Origin of the sequence: Pseudomonas sp. P179 (assembly GCF_000478485.2) — a bacterium.
Classification (GTDB): Bacteria; Pseudomonadota; Gammaproteobacteria; order Pseudomonadales; family Pseudomonadaceae; genus Pseudomonas; species Pseudomonas aeruginosa.
In genome coordinates this window covers 5,662,267-5,677,028 of record NZ_KI517354.1, presented here as the reverse complement: position 1 = coordinate 5,677,028, position 14,762 = coordinate 5,662,267, and the positions used below count along the sequence as shown (strand labels likewise).

The 14,762-nt window shown below is 65.8% G+C and carries 15 protein-coding genes and 1 pseudogene; 13 read left to right on the top strand and 3 right to left on the bottom strand.

Going from position 1 to position 14,762, the window contains the following annotated elements; genetic code table 11:
* Positions 1-5: 5 nt before the first annotated feature.
* From HMPREF1224_RS38450 to hemN, 5 genes are all read left to right on the top strand, one after another.
* On the top strand, positions 6-545 hold the full coding sequence (locus HMPREF1224_RS38450; protein WP_003114667.1) for a FixH family protein: 540 nt from the start codon (positions 6-8) through the stop codon (positions 543-545).
* Positions 542-2,977, top strand: a complete 2,436-nt coding sequence (locus tag HMPREF1224_RS38445) for a heavy metal translocating P-type ATPase (protein ID WP_003119076.1) — start codon at positions 542-544, stop codon at positions 2,975-2,977. The genes HMPREF1224_RS38450 and HMPREF1224_RS38445 overlap by 4 nt, the downstream gene beginning before the upstream one ends.
* Entirely contained in the window at positions 2,956-3,165 is a 210-nt protein-coding gene (gene ccoS / locus HMPREF1224_RS38440) for a cbb3-type cytochrome oxidase assembly protein CcoS (protein ID WP_003087273.1), read from the top strand. Before HMPREF1224_RS38445 ends, ccoS begins: the two co-directional genes overlap by 22 nt.
* Positions 3,158-3,841 (top strand): sulfite exporter TauE/SafE family protein, encoded by a 684-nt coding sequence (locus HMPREF1224_RS38435; RefSeq protein WP_003087270.1) that lies wholly within the window; start codon positions 3,158-3,160, stop codon positions 3,839-3,841. The genes ccoS and HMPREF1224_RS38435 overlap by 8 nt, the downstream gene beginning before the upstream one ends.
* A 127-nt stretch (positions 3,842-3,968) precedes the next feature.
* Positions 3,969-5,351, top strand: a complete 1,383-nt coding sequence (gene hemN / locus HMPREF1224_RS38430) for an oxygen-independent coproporphyrinogen III oxidase (RefSeq protein WP_003087267.1) — start codon at positions 3,969-3,971, stop codon at positions 5,349-5,351.
* Positions 5,352-5,399: 48 nt separating this feature from the next.
* Here hemN and HMPREF1224_RS38425 read toward each other — a convergent pair whose 3' ends face one another.
* Entirely contained in the window at positions 5,400-5,867 is a 468-nt protein-coding gene (locus HMPREF1224_RS38425; protein WP_003119075.1) for a hypothetical protein, read from the bottom strand.
* A gap of 245 nt (positions 5,868-6,112) precedes the next feature.
* On the opposite strand from HMPREF1224_RS38425, the gene anr reads away from it, so the two are divergent.
* The 5 genes from anr (at position 6,113) to mdtI (ending at position 9,657) form a co-directional block, all read left to right on the top strand.
* The gene (anr, locus tag HMPREF1224_RS38420) at positions 6,113-6,847 is read left to right on the top strand and encodes a transcriptional regulator Anr (protein ID WP_003087262.1); all 735 of its coding nucleotides are present in this window, start codon (positions 6,113-6,115) and stop codon (positions 6,845-6,847) included.
* A gap of 85 nt (positions 6,848-6,932) precedes the next feature.
* Positions 6,933-7,481, top strand: coding sequence for an adenine phosphoribosyltransferase (locus HMPREF1224_RS38415; RefSeq protein WP_003087259.1), 549 nt, complete (start codon positions 6,933-6,935; stop codon positions 7,479-7,481).
* Between the two features lie 239 nt (positions 7,482-7,720).
* Complete coding sequence (locus HMPREF1224_RS38410) at positions 7,721-8,557, top strand: metal-dependent hydrolase (RefSeq protein ID WP_003087258.1); 837 nt, start codon at positions 7,721-7,723, stop codon at positions 8,555-8,557.
* A 408-nt stretch (positions 8,558-8,965) separates the two neighbouring features.
* Complete coding sequence (locus HMPREF1224_RS38405) at positions 8,966-9,334, top strand: multidrug/spermidine efflux SMR transporter subunit MdtJ (RefSeq protein ID WP_003449833.1); 369 nt, start codon at positions 8,966-8,968, stop codon at positions 9,332-9,334.
* Positions 9,328-9,657 carry a multidrug/spermidine efflux SMR transporter subunit MdtI gene (gene mdtI, locus HMPREF1224_RS44795; protein ID WP_003103934.1) on the top strand — a complete coding sequence of 110 codons (330 nt, stop codon included), beginning with the start codon at positions 9,328-9,330 and terminating at the stop codon, positions 9,655-9,657. Before HMPREF1224_RS38405 ends, mdtI begins: the two co-directional genes overlap by 7 nt.
* A 525-nt stretch (positions 9,658-10,182) precedes the next feature.
* On the opposite strand, the pseudogene HMPREF1224_RS46015 reads toward mdtI, so the two are convergent.
* Positions 10,183-10,350: pseudogene (locus tag HMPREF1224_RS46015) on the bottom strand (TetR family transcriptional regulator); the annotation flags it as partial.
* Positions 10,351-10,472: 122 nt separating this feature from the next.
* Here HMPREF1224_RS46015 and HMPREF1224_RS38395 point away from each other — a divergent pair.
* The 3 genes from HMPREF1224_RS38395 to HMPREF1224_RS38385 all read left to right on the top strand — a co-directional run bounded on the left by HMPREF1224_RS38395 (position 10,473) and on the right by HMPREF1224_RS38385 (position 13,553).
* Complete coding sequence (locus tag HMPREF1224_RS38395) at positions 10,473-12,056, top strand: flavin-containing monooxygenase (protein WP_003121915.1); 1,584 nt, start codon at positions 10,473-10,475, stop codon at positions 12,054-12,056.
* Complete coding sequence (locus HMPREF1224_RS38390) at positions 12,053-12,940, top strand: SDR family NAD(P)-dependent oxidoreductase (protein WP_010794000.1); 888 nt, start codon at positions 12,053-12,055, stop codon at positions 12,938-12,940. The genes HMPREF1224_RS38395 and HMPREF1224_RS38390 overlap by 4 nt, the downstream gene beginning before the upstream one ends.
* 73 nt (positions 12,941-13,013) lie before the next feature.
* The gene (locus HMPREF1224_RS38385) at positions 13,014-13,553 is read left to right on the top strand and encodes a CbrC family protein (protein WP_003103931.1); all 540 of its coding nucleotides are present in this window, start codon (positions 13,014-13,016) and stop codon (positions 13,551-13,553) included.
* A 12-nt stretch (positions 13,554-13,565) separates the two neighbouring features.
* Here the strand turns inward: HMPREF1224_RS38385 and HMPREF1224_RS38380 are convergent, their stop codons facing one another.
* Positions 13,566-14,714 carry an acyl-CoA dehydrogenase family protein gene (locus HMPREF1224_RS38380; RefSeq protein WP_003103930.1) on the bottom strand — a complete coding sequence of 383 codons (1,149 nt, stop codon included), beginning with the start codon at positions 14,712-14,714 and terminating at the stop codon, positions 13,566-13,568.
* Positions 14,715-14,762 lie beyond the last annotated feature (48 nt).

The window sequence follows — 14,762 nt, the reverse complement described above, 5'->3', positions numbered from 1 at the left end:
TGAGCATGCAGTCCGAGACCCACCCTCAACCCTGGTACAAACACTTCTGGGCCTGGTTCATCGTGGCCCTCCTGGCGACCTCGGTGGTGCTCGGGCTGAGCCTGGTCACCATCGCGGTGCGCAACCAGGACACCCTGGTCACCGACAACTACTACGAGGCCGGCAAGGGCATCAACCGCTCCCTGGAACGCGAGAACCTGGCCGTACGCCTGCAGGTGCACGCCAAGGTCAAGGTCGACGACCTGACCGGCGAAGTCGAAGTGCGCCTGACCGGCAACAGCCGTCCGGATCGGCTCACCCTCAACCTGATCTCGCCGACCCAGCCGGAGAAGGACCGCCGCGTGGAGCTGCTGCGCAGCAACTCCGACCGCGAGCGCTACGTCGGGCAACTGACCGACGCCGTCGAGGGCCGTCGCTTCGTCGAACTGCTCGGCCAGGAAGGCAGCGGCCAGTGGCGTCTTTTCGAGGAAGAGGTGGTATCGCCGACCGTGGTCATGGAGCTGGGTGACGAACCGCTCCAGGGAGCAGAAGCGAAGCGCCCATGAGCGCCCCCCTGCCCTGCTACCACTGCGGCTTGCCGGTCCCCGCCGGCAGCCGCTTCGAGGCCCGCGTGCTCGGCGAGACGCGGGCCATGTGCTGTCCGGGCTGCCAGGCGGTGGCCGAGGCCATCGTCGCCGGCGGCCTGGAAAGCTACTACCGGCACCGCAGCGAAAACGCCGCCAATCCCGAAGCCTTGCCCAAGGCGCTCAGCGAAGAGTTGCAGCTCTACGACCGCCCGGACGTACAGCGCGGCTTCGTCCGCCATGAGGGCGAGCTGGCGGAAACCAGCCTGATGATCGAAGGCATCAGTTGCGCCGCCTGCGGCTGGCTGATCGAGAAGCACCTGCGCCAGTTGCCTGGCGTGGCCGAGGCGCGGCTCAACCTGTCCAACCATCGCCTGCACGTGCGCTGGCAGGACAGCCAGTTGCCGCTCAGCCAGTTGCTTGGCGAACTGCGCCAGATCGGCTATGCCGGCCATCCCTACCAACCCGACCGCGCCACCGAGCGCCTGGCCATGGAGAACCGTCACGCCCTGCGCCAGCTCGGTGTCGCCGGGCTGCTGTGGATCCAGGTGATGATGGCGGTAATGGCGACCTGGCCGGAATTCAACCTCGACCTTTCCGCCGGCATGGACCGCATCCTGCGCTGGGTCAGCCTGATCCTCACCACGCCGATCGTCTTCTACTGCTGCGGCCAGTTCTTCCGTGGCGCCCTGCGCGACCTGCGCACCCGCCACCTGACCATGGACGTCTCGGTGTCGCTGGCGATCGGCGGCGCCTACGTCGCCGGCATCTGGTCGACGATCACCGGCCAGGGCGAGCTGTATTTCGACGCGGTCGGCATGTTCGCCCTGTTCCTCCTCGCCGGCCGCTACCTCGAACGCCGCGCGCGGGAGCGCACCGCCGCCTCCACCGCGCAACTGGTCAACCTGCTGCCGGCGTCCTGCCTGCGCCTGGACGCCGCCAACCAGGGCGAGCGCATCCTGCTCAGCGAACTGCGCGTCGGCGACCGCGTACTGGTACCGCCAGGCGCCGTGCTGCCGGCCGACGGAGTGATCCTCGACGGCCAGTCCAGCGTCGACGAGTCGCTGCTCACCGGCGAGTACCTGCCCCATCCACGCCAGGCCGGCGACGCCGTCACCGGCGGCACCCTGAACGTCGAGGGGCCGCTGACCGTCGAGGTCGGCGCCCTTGGCGACGACAGCCGCCTGTCGGCCATCGTCCGCCTGCTGGAACGCGCCCAGGCGGACAAGCCGCGCCTGGCGGAACTGGCCGACAAGGTGGCGCAGTGGTTCCTGCTCATCGTCCTGCTGGTCGCCGCAGCGGTCGGCGCGCTGTGGTGGCAGGTCGACCACCAGCGCGCCTTCTGGGTGGTGCTGTCGCTGCTGGTCGCCACCTGCCCCTGCGCCCTGTCGCTGGCCACGCCCACCGCGCTCACCGCGGCCACCGGCAGCCTGCACAAGCTCGGCCTGCTGATCACGCGCGGGCACGTGCTGGAAGGGCTGAACCACATCGACACGGTAATCTTCGACAAGACCGGCACCCTCACCGAAGGCCGCCTGACGCTCAAGCAGGTGCTACCCCTGCGCGATCTCGACGCGGATCGCTGCCTGGCCCTCGCCGCCGCCCTCGAGAACCGTTCCGAACACCCCATCGCCCGCGCCTTCGGCCGTGCGCCGGAGGCCGCCGACAGCGTCGCAAGCCATCCGGGACTGGGCCTCGAAGGCCTGGTGGAAGGCCGCCGCCTGCGCATCGGCCAGGCCGCCTTCGTCAGCAACCTGGGCGGCAGCGCCACGCCCGCGATGCCCGGCGACTCCGGACAGTGGCTGCTGCTCGGCGACGAGCAGGGACCGCTGGCCTGGTTCGGTCTCGACGACCGCCTGCGCAGCGACGCCCCCGCCCTGCTCGCCGCCTGCAAGGCGCGCGGCTGGCGCACCCTCCTGCTATCCGGTGACGCCTCGCCGATGGTCGCCAGCGTCGCTGCCGAACTGGGCATCGACGAAGCCCGCGGCGGCCTGACCCCGGACGACAAGCTGGCCATGCTCGAACGCCTGCACGGCGAGGGCCGCCGGGTGCTGATGCTCGGCGACGGAGTCAACGACGTACCGGTGCTCGCCGGTGCCGACATCAGCGTCGCCATGGGCAGCGCCACCGACCTGGCCAAGACCAGCGCCGACGCGGTGCTCCTGTCCAACCGCCTGGACAGCCTGGTGCAGGCTTTCCGGCTGGCGCGCCGCACCCGCCATATCATCATCGAGAACCTGGCCTGGGCCAGCCTGTACAATGGCCTGGTCCTGCCCTTCGCCGCGCTCGGCTGGATCACCCCGGGCTGGGCGGCGATCGGCATGTCGGTCAGTTCGCTGCTGGTGGTGGTCAACGCCCTGCGGCTGACCCGAATCCCTTCGCCGAGGTCCGTATGGCCGCGCTCTACATCCTGATCCCCGTCGCGATCGTCATCGTCGCCATCGCCATCTACGTGTTCTTCTGGGCGGTGGACAGCGGCCAGTACGACGATCTCGACGGCCCCGCCCACAGCATTCTCTTCGACGACGAAGACCCGAAGCACCAGGCCGGCGTCGACGAAGCGGAGAAGCCGTCGAAACCCGAGGACCGACCGCGTGGCTGAACTGGCGCCGCTGCTGGTTTCCGCGCTGATCCTCGGCCTGCTCGGGGGAGGCCACTGCCTGGGCATGTGCGGCGGCCTGATGGGCGCCCTGACCCTGGCCATTCCCGCCGAACAGCGCGGCCGTCGTCTGCGCCTGCTGCTGGCCTACAACCTCGGCCGCATCCTCAGCTACGCCTGCGCCGGCCTGCTGCTCGGCCTGGCCGGCTGGGCGGTGGCGCGCACCCCGTTGGCCGGCGCGCTGCGGGTGGTCGCCGGGCTGCTGCTGATCGCCATGGGACTCTACCTGGCCGGCTGGTGGAGCGGCCTGACCCGCGTCGAGGCGCTCGGTCGCGGCCTCTGGCGCCACCTGGAACCCTTCGCCCGGCGCCTGCTGCCGGTCTCCAGCCTGCCACGGGCCCTGCTGCTCGGAGCGATCTGGGGCTGGCTGCCCTGCGGGCTGGTCTACAGCACCCTACTCTGGGCCACCAGCCAGGGATCGGCACTGGACAGCGCGCTGCTGATGCTGGCGTTCGGCCTCGGCACCTGGCCGGTTCTGCTGGCCACCGGCATGGCCGCCGAACGGGTGACCGCCCTGCTGCGCCGTCGCGGCGTACGCATCGTGGGCGGCCTGATGGTCATCCTCTTCGGCCTCTGGACCCTCCCAGGACCGCACCAGGCCTGGCTGATGGGGCATTGACGGACGCCCGTCCCAACATCGGGCGACACATCCTGTATACATTCACCCGCTTGATACAAATCAACAGGCCTTCCCGGCGCAATCCCTAGACTTCCCGACTAAAGCTCGCCAACTGGGGATCTCTGGCATGCTCGACACCATTCGCTGGGACGCTGACCTGATTCGGCGCTACGACCTTTCCGGCCCGCGTTACACCTCCTATCCGACCGCCGTGCAGTTCCACGAAGGCATCGGCCCGTTCGACCAGTTGCACGCCCTGCGCGACAGCCGGAAGGCCGGACACCCCCTGTCGCTCTACGTGCACATCCCGTTCTGCGCCAACATCTGCTACTACTGCGCCTGCAACAAGGTGATCACCAAGGATCGCGGGCGCAGCGCGCCGTACCTTGCGCGCCTGGTCCGCGAGATCGAGATCGTCAGCCGCCACCTCTCCCGCGAGCAGGTGGTCGAGCAACTGCACTTCGGTGGCGGAACCCCGACCTTCCTCAGTCCCGGCCAATTGCGCGAACTCATGTCGCAATTGCGCACCCACCTCAACCTGCTGGACGACGATTCGGGCGACTACGGCATCGAGATCGACCCGCGCGAGGCCGACTGGTCGACCATGGGCCTGCTCCGCGAACTCGGTTTCAACCGCGTCAGCCTCGGCGTACAGGACTTCGACATGGAGGTGCAGAAGGCGGTCAACCGCATGCAGACCCCGGAGGAGACCCGTACCATCGTCGAGGCCGCGCGCACCCTGCAATACCGCTCGATCAACCTCGACCTGATCTACGGACTGCCGAAACAGACGCCGGACAGCTTCGCCCGCACGGTCGACGAAGTGATCGCGCTACAGCCGGATCGCCTCTCGGTGTTCAACTACGCCCACCTGCCCGAGCGTTTCATGCCGCAGCGGCGGATCAACGCCGACGACCTGCCGAGCCCGGGCCAGAAGCTGGAAATGCTCCAGCGCACCACCGAGCAACTCGCCGCGGCGGGCTACCGCTATATCGGCATGGATCACTTCGCCCTGCCCGACGACGAGCTGGCCAGCGCCCAGGAAGACGGCACCCTGCAACGCAATTTCCAGGGCTACACCACGCACGGGCACTGTGACCTGGTAGGTCTCGGGGTCTCGGCGATCAGCCAGATCGGCGACCTCTACAGCCAGAACAGCAGCGACATCAACGACTACCAGACCAGCCTCGACAACGGCCAGTTGGCGATCCGTCGCGGCCTGCACTGCAACAGCGACGACCGGGTGCGGCGCGCGGTGATCCAGCAACTGATCTGCCACTTCGAACTGGCCTTCGAGGATATCGAGACAGAGTTCGGCATCGACTTCCGCAGTTACTTCGCCGAGCTGTGGCCCGATCTCGAACGCTTCGCCGCCGACGGCCTGATCCGCCTGGACGCCAAGGGCATCGACATCACGTCTTCCGGACGTCTGCTGGTGCGTTCGATCTGCATGCTGTTCGACCGCTACCTGCCCAGCCTCAACCGGCAGCGCTTCTCCCGGGTGATCTGAAAGCGCACCGCCCTGCCCGCACGACAGGGCGGTGAATCCCCGCCCCTTCTACCGGCTGCCCATGACCTTCATGATCAGCGCCGGGTCGCTGATGCCCATCTCCTTGATGGCCGATGCCATCGCTGCCGTCGCCGTCTGCAGGACGGAGTTGAGTTGTTGCAGCTCCTTCTGCAACTCAGGCACGCGAGCCTCCTTCGCCCCCGGATCGGACGACCTCATGGCCTCCTGCAGCTCCCTGAGCTTCTCTTCGATCTTCTTCTTCAACTGGCGGATCATCTTCACCATCGGCCGCAACTCCTGCGGGATATCCTCGTCCTCCTCCTCCACCGGCACCCCCATGGTGGCGGCCAGCTCGCGCCCTGCCTGGGAAAGCCGTACATGCTGATCGGCGGCGTCGGTGCCGGCGGCCGGGTCTTCCGCCTGCTCGGCGGTGCCGGTCCGCGCGGCCTTGGCGTCCGCGGCGGCGCGCGACGAGGGTGGCACCTGGGTGGTGATCCAGCCACTGAGGGTCAACATTCCAGTCACTCCGGGAAAAATGGAATTTTTCCATTGGATCGGCCCACGCGTCGCGAACTTGAGCCCCCTTTTCGTCGCCCCTTGACAGGGTGCGACAGGTAGTCGCAGTTGTTTGACGCAAGTCACTGATTGGAAACGCCATCGGCCTGTCAGAAATGGTCGTTGCCAGACCTATGGCTGGCACCCGCATCGCGGCTGCGTTACCCTTACTCCTGTTGTGCCTTTAACCTAGCAAGGACCCCTCAATGGCCGAAACCATCAAGGTGCGCGCACTGCCCCAAGCACACTGCAAGGATTGCAGTCTGGCCCCGCTGTGCCTCCCCCTGTCGCTGACCGTGGAAGACATGGATTCGCTGGACGAGATCGTCAAGCGCGGTCGTCCCCTGAAGAAAGGCGAATTCCTGTTCCGCCAGGGCGATCCTTTCGGCTCGGTCTTTGCCGTGCGCTCCGGCGCCCTGAAAACCTTCAGCATCACCGATGCCGGCGAAGAGCAGATCACCGGCTTCCACCTGCCCAGCGAGCTGGTCGGCCTGTCCGGGATGGATACCGAGACCTATCCGGTATCCGCCCAGGCCCTGGAAACCACCTCGGTCTGCGAGATTCCCTTCGAGCGCCTGGACGAACTGTCCGAGCAGCTGCCGCAGCTGCGCCGTCAACTGATGCGCCTGATGAGCCGGGAAATCCGCGATGACCAGCAGATGATGCTGCTGCTGTCGAAGAAGACTGCCGACGAGCGCATCGCCACCTTCCTGGTCAACCTGTCGGCGCGCTTCCGTGCCCGTGGCTTCTCCGCCCAGCAGTTCCGCCTGGCCATGTCGCGTAACGAGATCGGCAACTATCTCGGCCTGGCCGTGGAAACCGTGTCGCGGGTCTTCACCCGCTTCCAGCAGAACGGCCTGATCAGCGCGGAAGGCAAGGAAGTGCACATCCTCGACTCCATCGAGCTGTGCGCCCTCGCCGGCGGCCAGCTGGAAGGCTGAAGCGCCTGCGAACCGCCAACGGGCCCGCCTCAGCGCGGGCCCGTTGTATGATGGGCCCCGAAAAACGCCCAGCCCAGGATCTTCCATGATTTTCGACGAGTTCACCCTCAAGTCGCAGATCCGCGCCGTGCCGGACTTTCCCAAGCCCGGCGTGGTGTTCCGCGACATCACCCCGCTGTTCCAGTCGCCACGCGCGCTGCGCATGACCGTGGACAGCTTCGTCCAGCGCTACATCGAGGCCGATTTCAGCCACATCGGCGCCATGGATGCCCGCGGCTTCCTCATCGGCTCGGCGGTGGCCTATGCGCTGAACAAGCCGCTGGTCCTGTTCCGCAAGCAGGGCAAGCTACCCGCCGACGTACTCGCCGAGGGCTACCAGACCGAATACGGCGAGGCCTTCCTCGAAGTACATGCCGACAGCCTCTGCGAAGGCGACAGCGTACTGATCTTCGACGACCTCATCGCCACCGGCGGGACCCTGCTGGCGGCCGCGAGCCTGGTACGACGCCTCGGGGCCAGGGTCTTCGAGGCCGCGGCGATCATCGACCTGCCGGAACTCGGCGGCTCCACTCGCCTGCAGGACGCCGGCATCTCCACCTTCAGTCTCACCGCGTTCGCTCTCGACGAGCGTTGATACGCCGGGGGGCGCCCTGGCGCCCCGCGCTCGCTCCTTGCACCCCATCTTCCGTCTGGTCGAGCCGACCTGGCCATTAATGACTTCGAAATGGCCAGGAATGACCTCCCGCTGTTGGACAATCCTGCAATAATTACATCAGCTAATGACACATTCAGAGGTGTTATAGCGAACTCGCCATAGGGAACCCGAGGAAACCTGTGCGTTTCCCCTCCCCAGAACAACAAAAGGAGTTAGCCATGACTGCCACTGGCACCGCCTCCCCGGTTCGCGCCAATTTCCCCGTGCGGCGGATGGATTTCAGCTTCAGCGAAACCCCGAAGTACTGGTGGGACGGCCAACCCTTCATGACCCAGTTCATGAACAACCTGTCCTCGCTTTTCCCCTACGGCGAAAAATTCTTCGTCGATAGCGTGCGCGCGGTGCGCGACCGCCTGGAGGATCCGCAACTGAAGAAGGACGTCAGCGCCTTCATCGGCCAGGAGGCGATGCACTCCAAGGAGCATGCCGCCTACAACGAATATGCCGAGGAGCACGGGGTCGACCTGGAGTGCCTCGAACTGCGGATCAAGGTCCTGCTGGAAAACGTCAGCAAGGTCACCACCAGGAAACACCAGTTGGCGATCACCTGCGCCCTCGAGCATTTCACCGCGACCATGGCCGCGCAGCTGCTCAAGCGCGAAGACCTGACCATCCAGATGCAGTCGCCGAAGATGTACAAGCTGTGGATGTGGCATGCCATCGAGGAGAACGAACACAAGAATGTCGCCTACGATGTGTACCAGAAAGTCTACGGCGGCTACTTCACCCGGGTTCTGGTGATGATGCTGACCACCCTGATGTTCTTCGGCGTCATCGGCTGGTTCCAGCTCGACCTGCTACGCAAGGACGGCCAATTGTTCAACTGGCGCTCCTGGAAGCATGGCCTGGGCACCCTGTTCGGCCTGCGCAAGGGCTTCTTCACCCGCCTGCTGCTGCCCTACCTGGACTACTACCGGCCGGGCTTCCACCCCAGCGACCACGACACCGCGAAACTGGAGAAATACTGGAAGGACAAACTGGCCTTCGCCGATTGAAGCCCGCCTCCGCCAGTGCCGCTCCGCCCCCGACGCCAGGCCCCGCCTGGCGTTTCTTATTCGAGAGAAGAACAGGATATTGCACACGGAAAAGCCTCCGTTTCGACTACCGTTCCTGAATCCGCCATTTTACGGAGGAAATAATTAGTCAATTCCTATCGATTGGCTTTTTACGATGCCCTGAGGTAATATCATGTTCATTATGTTGAACACTAAGGCATTACCTCTCCCCACTTCCCGTCTGGTCTCCCGCGAGCGTCACTGGACCGGCGACCTCTAGCTCCCTCCCTCGACACCTGCTGTCGGTGGCGACCGCCCCTGCGCTTCGCGGTCTTTCCCGCCCCTCGCCACCGCTCTTCGTCATCTTTGGCCGCGGCCTCCATTCCGCGGTGCCCATGGGAGGGCAACATGCGTTCCTGGATCTATCTGTTACTGGCTATCGGCGCCGAAGTGATCGGCACCACCTCGATGAAACTGGCCGCCACCCACGCCCCTGTCGCAGGCATGCTGCTGATGTACGGGATGATCGGCCTGTCCTATTTCTTCCTCGCCCTGGCGGTCAAGCGTGTCCCCGTCGGAGTCGCCTACGCCCTTTGGGAAGGCATTGGCATCGTCCTGATCACGGCGGTCAGCGTCGCCTGGCTGGACGAAAGCATCGGCCTGTACAAGGCCGTCGGCCTCGGCGTGATGATCGCCGGCATCCTGCTGATCAAGTCCGGCACCCGCAACGCCAGCGGCACGCCGGCACAGCCCCGTGGGGAGGCCGTCACATGCTGACCCTGAACTGGATTCCCTTCGCCTGGCTCGGCCTGGCAATCGCCCTCGAGGTCGTCGCCAACCTGCTGTTGAAATACTCCGACGGTTTCCGCAGGCGCGGCCTCGGGATCGCCTCGATCCTCTGCGTGATGGCCGCCTTCACCGCGCTGGCGCAGGCGGTGAAGGACATCGAGCTGTCACTCGCCTATGCGATCTGGGGCGGCTTCGGCATCCTCGCCACCGTCGCCATGGGCTGGGCGCTGTTCGGCCAGCGCCTGGCCTGGCGCGGCTGGCTCGGCCTGTTGCTGCTGCTGGCCGGCATGAGCCTGCTCAAGCTGGCCTGACGCCTCGGCGTCCAACGAAACGCCCATCATCTGCAGGACCGCGGCGCCGGTGAACAACAGCAGTATCTGTTCCTCACCCAGGGCGCAGATTTCCCGACGCCGCTCCGGCTGGCCGATATAGTCCAGCGACAACTGAAACAGCTGGCGGCCGATCAGGCTGGAGAGGCGACGGATGGTCGCCTCGCTCACCGCCGGCAACAACCTGAATTCGATGATGTCCTCCGACATGTCCTCGGCGAACTCATCCATGATCTGACGCAGGGCACCACGCAGCACCGGCGAAGCCCCATGCAGTTCGCGCACGCCGACGATGAACGCGGCGGGATTGCTCTCCACGAAGTCGAAGAACAGCCGCACCGTCTCCCGGCAGACCCGCCGCCCCCTTTCCAGGTCCAGCCCGAACGGCGTCGTCTGCGCTCGGGCGCCGGGCGCCGCACGAGTCGCGGCCTCGCGGCGAAGCTGGCGCAGCGGCTGGCGCAGCTGGGTAGAGATGTCGCGGATCATGGTCAGGCCAAGATCGTCGATATCGCGGAAATGCCGATAGAAGGTGTTCGGATTCAGGCCCGCCTCGCGCGCCAGCTCGCGCAAGCCGATGGCCCCCAGGCTGCGGCTGCTGCTGCCCAGGCGCAAGGCCGCCTCCAGCAAGGCGCGTTTGCCGGGCGCGTCGGCAACCCTGTCCTTCGTTTCGTTCATATCGCTCATGTTCCACCTGGTTGTTTCCATGCGCCACAAGTTCGGCCGTTGCGCCGCGCCGACCCTACCTAAGGTTGGCTTGACCCTGAAGTATACAGATGTCTACATTCGCAGGTAGACGAGTGTATACGCCAGCAAACAATCATAACAGGAGCTTGGCCATGAGTACCCAACCCACCCCTGCCGCCGCCCGGCACTGCAAGGTCGCCATCATCGGCACCGGTTTCTCCGGGCTGGGGATGGCGATCCGTCTCCGCCAGGAAGGCGAGGACGACTTCCTGATCTTCGAAAAGGACGCCGGCGTCGGCGGCACCTGGAGAGTCAACAACTACCCTGGTTGCGCCTGCGACGTGCAATCCCACGTCTATTCCTTCTCCTTCGAAGCGAACCCGGAGTGGACGCGGATGTTCGCCCGCCAGCCGGAAATCCGCGCCTATCTGGAGAAGTGCTGGGAAAAATACCGCTTGCAGGAAAAGACCCTGCTGAACACCGAGATCGGCAAACTGGCCTGGGACGAGCGGCAAAGCCTCTGGCACCTGCATGACGCCCAGGGCAACCATTACACCGCGAACGCCGTGGTTTCCGGCATGGGCGGCCTGTCCACCCCGGCCTATCCACGCCTCGATGGCCTGGAGAACTTCCAGGGCAAGGTCTTCCATTCCCAGCAGTGGGACCATGACTACGACCTCAAGGGCAAGCGCGTGGCGGTGATCGGCACCGGCGCCTCGGCGATCCAGTTCGTCCCGGAGATCCAGCCGCTGGTGGCCGCGCTCGATCTCTACCAGCGCACTCCGCCATGGATCCTGCCCAAACCCGACCGGGCAATCAGCGAAACCGAGCGCCGGCGCTTCCGGCGCTTCCCGCTGGTGCAGAAGCTCTGGCGCGGCGGCCTCTACAGCCTGCTCGAAGGGCGGGTGCTGGGCTTCACCTTCGCCCCGCAGGTAATGAAGCTGGTGCAGCGCCTGGCGATCCGCCACATCCACAAGCAGATCAAGGATCCGGAACTGCGCCGCAAGGTCACGCCGGACTACACCATCGGCTGCAAGCGCATCCTCATGTCGCACAACTACTACCCTGCCCTGGCTGCCGCCAACTCCACGGTGATCACCGAAGGCATCCGCGCCGTCACCGCCAATGGAATCGTCGACGGCAACGGCCGGGAACGCGAGGTCGACGCGATCATCTTCGGTACCGGCTTCACCGCCAACGACCCTATCCCCCGCGGAGTGGTCTTCGGTCGCGACGGCCGCGACCTACTGGACAGCTGGACCAAGGGCCCGGAAGCCTACAAGGGCACTACCACCGCCGGCTTCCCCAACCTGTTCTTCCTGATGGGACCGAACACCGGCCTCGGCCACAACTCGATGGTCTACATGATCGAGTCGCAGATCGCCTACGTCCTCGATGCGCTGAAGCTGATGAAGCGCCGCGAACTGCTCAGTCTCGAGGTCAAGGCCCCGGTGCAGGAACGCTACAACGAATACCTCCAGCGCAAGCTGGACCGCAGCGTCTGGAGCGTGGGCGGTTGCAAGAGCTGGTACCTGCATCCGGTCAGCGGCCGCAACTGCACCCTGTGGCCGGGATTCACCTGGCGCTTCCGTGCCCTGACCCGGCAGTTCGACGCCTCCGCCTACCACCTCACCACGACACCGCTCGCCGCCCTGAGCAACGAAGCCCGCCAACAGGCCGAAGGGGTACCCGCATGAAGTCGTTCGAAAACAAAGTCGCCGCCATCACCGGCGCAGGCTCGGGCATCGGTCGCGCCCTGGCCGTGGAGCTGGGCAGGCAGGGTTGTCACCTGGCCCTGGCCGACGTCAATGCCGCAGCTCTCGAGGAAACCCGCCAATTGCTCGCCAGCAGCGGGGTACGCGTCTCCACCGCGGTCGTCGACGTGGCCGACCGCGAGCAGGTGCAGGCCTGGGCCGACAAGGCGGCCAGCGAACATGGCCGGGTGAACCTGATCTTCAACAACGCGGGCGTCGCCCACGCAGGTACCGTGGAAGGCAGCGACTACTCGGAATACGAGTGGATCATGAACATCAACTTCTGGGGCGTGGTGAACGGTACCAAGGCGTTCCTTCCGCACCTGAAGGCCTCCGGCAACGGCCACGTGGTCAATGTCTCCAGCGTCTTCGGGCTGTTCGCCCAGCCCGGCATGAGCGCCTACAACGCCACCAAGTACGCGGTGCGCGGCTTCACCGAGTCGTTGCGCCAGGAACTGGACATGGAGGACTCCGGCGTCTCCGCCAGTTGCGTGCATCCCGGCGGGATCAAGACCAACATCGCCAAGACCGCGCGAATGAACGAGAGCATGGCCAAGGTCACCGGCCAGGCTCCGGACAAGGCTCGCGAGCAATTCAACGACCAGTTGCTGCGGACCACCCCGGAGAAGGCCGCCCAGGTCATCCTGCGCGGCGTGCAGCGCGACAGCCGGCGCATCCTGATCGGCGCCGACGCCCACGCGATCGACGTGATGCTGCGCCTGGCACCAGTGCTCTACCAGCGCCTGGTCACCGCCAGCATGCGCCTGGCAGCGCGCTTCGCGCCGCGCCCGAAGAGCCCCCAGGGCGCCCGCGAAGCCAGCGAGTGAACAGGCCCGCCGGGTAGCCGCTAGGCTGCCCGGCACGTCATACTCGACGGCCAGTCTCCAGGGTACGGCCGTCATGAACCCTCCCCTTCCTCACTTCCGCTACCATCCCGAACCGCTCGCCAGCGGCAGCATCGAGGCTTCCGCCACCACCTGCCAGTGCTGTGGCAAGGCTCGTGGCTACGTCTACACCGGTTCGCCCTATTCCCGCCACGAGTTGCCGCCCGGCAGCCTTTGCCCCTGGTGCATAGCCGACGGCAGCGCGGCCGCGCGCTACGAAGCGAGCTTTTCCGACGACTATCCGCTGCTCGACGCCGGCGTCGCCGCGGATATCGTCACCGAAGTCTGCGAGCGCACGCCCGGCTACACCTCCTGGCAGCAGGAGCGCTGGCTGGTTTGCTGCGAGGATGCCTGCGCCTTTCGCGGCGACGCGGGGCGTGAGGAAATCGGGCAACTGGGAGCCGAGGGCCTGGCGCAGCGCTTCGCCGATTTCGCCTGGCCGGCTATCACCTGGCAACGCCTCGTCGACGCCTATACGCCCGGCGGCAATCCGGCCATCTACCGCTTCGACTGCCTGCACTGTGGCCAGGCGCATTACGACCTGGACTTCACCTGATAGAACGCGGCCCTACAACCCCATCTGCTTGCCGATGATCTCGTTCATGATTTCCCGCGAACCGCCGCCGATGGAGAGAATCCGGTTGTCGCGATACAGCCGCTCCACCAGGCTTTCGCGCATGTAGCCCATGCCGCCGAGCACCTGCACGGCATCATAGGTCAGGCGATCGGCGACATCGGTGGCGAAGTTCTTGGCCATCGATATCTCCTTGATCACGCTCTTGCCGGCGGCCATCTTCGCTGCCTGGCGATAGGTGAACTCCCGGGAAACCTCCAGTTGCGTGGCCATTTCCGCGAGACGATGGCGCAGCACCTGGAACTTGCCGATCGGCTTGCCGAACGCTTCTCGCTCGCGCGCCCAGCGCAGCGACTCCTCCAGAGCCAGTTGCGCGGTCATGTTGGCCATCACCGCCAGGGCCAGGCGCTCGCTCTGGAAATTGGCCATGATGCAGGCGAAGCCGGCATTCTCCACGCCGATGAGGTTTTCCGCAGGCACCCGGCAGTCGTCGAAGAACAGTTCGGCGGTATCCGACGCCCACCAGCCCATCTTCTTCAGCTTGCGGCCGACACTGAACCCGGCAGTGCCCTTCTCCACCAGCAGCAGGCTGATGCCGGCGAAACCCTCGCCGCCGGTACGCACCGCCACCGTGTAGTAGTCCGCGCGCACGCCGCTGGTGATGAAGGTCTTGCTGCCGCTGACGCGATAGTGATCGCCATCGCGCACCGCACGGGTCTTCAGGTTGGCCACGTCGGAGCCGCCAGAGGGCTCGGTGACCGCCAGGGCCATGATCTTCTCGCCGCGCAGCACCGCCGGCACTACCCGCTCGCGCACCTCGGGACGGGCCCACTTGACCACCGGAGGCAAGCCGATATCCAGCGATCCCAACCCGGCGACCAAGCCGCCGGAACCGCAGCGCATGAGCTCTTCGCTGGCCGCCACCTTGGCGAACAGATCGCCTTCGCAACTGCCGCCGTAGGCTTCCGGGTAGCCGATGCCGAGGATCCCGGCCGCGCCGGCCTTGAGATAGAGTTCGCGGGGAAATTCCTCGGCCTCCTCCCATTCATCGATGTACGGCAACACCTCGCGCTCGACGAAACGGCGCACCGAATCCCGGATCAGTTGATGGGACTCGTCGAAGTACTGCTGGAAGTCAGTCATGGCCGGGCTCCTGATGGGAGCCTCAGAACTTACCTAGCGCTTGCTTGG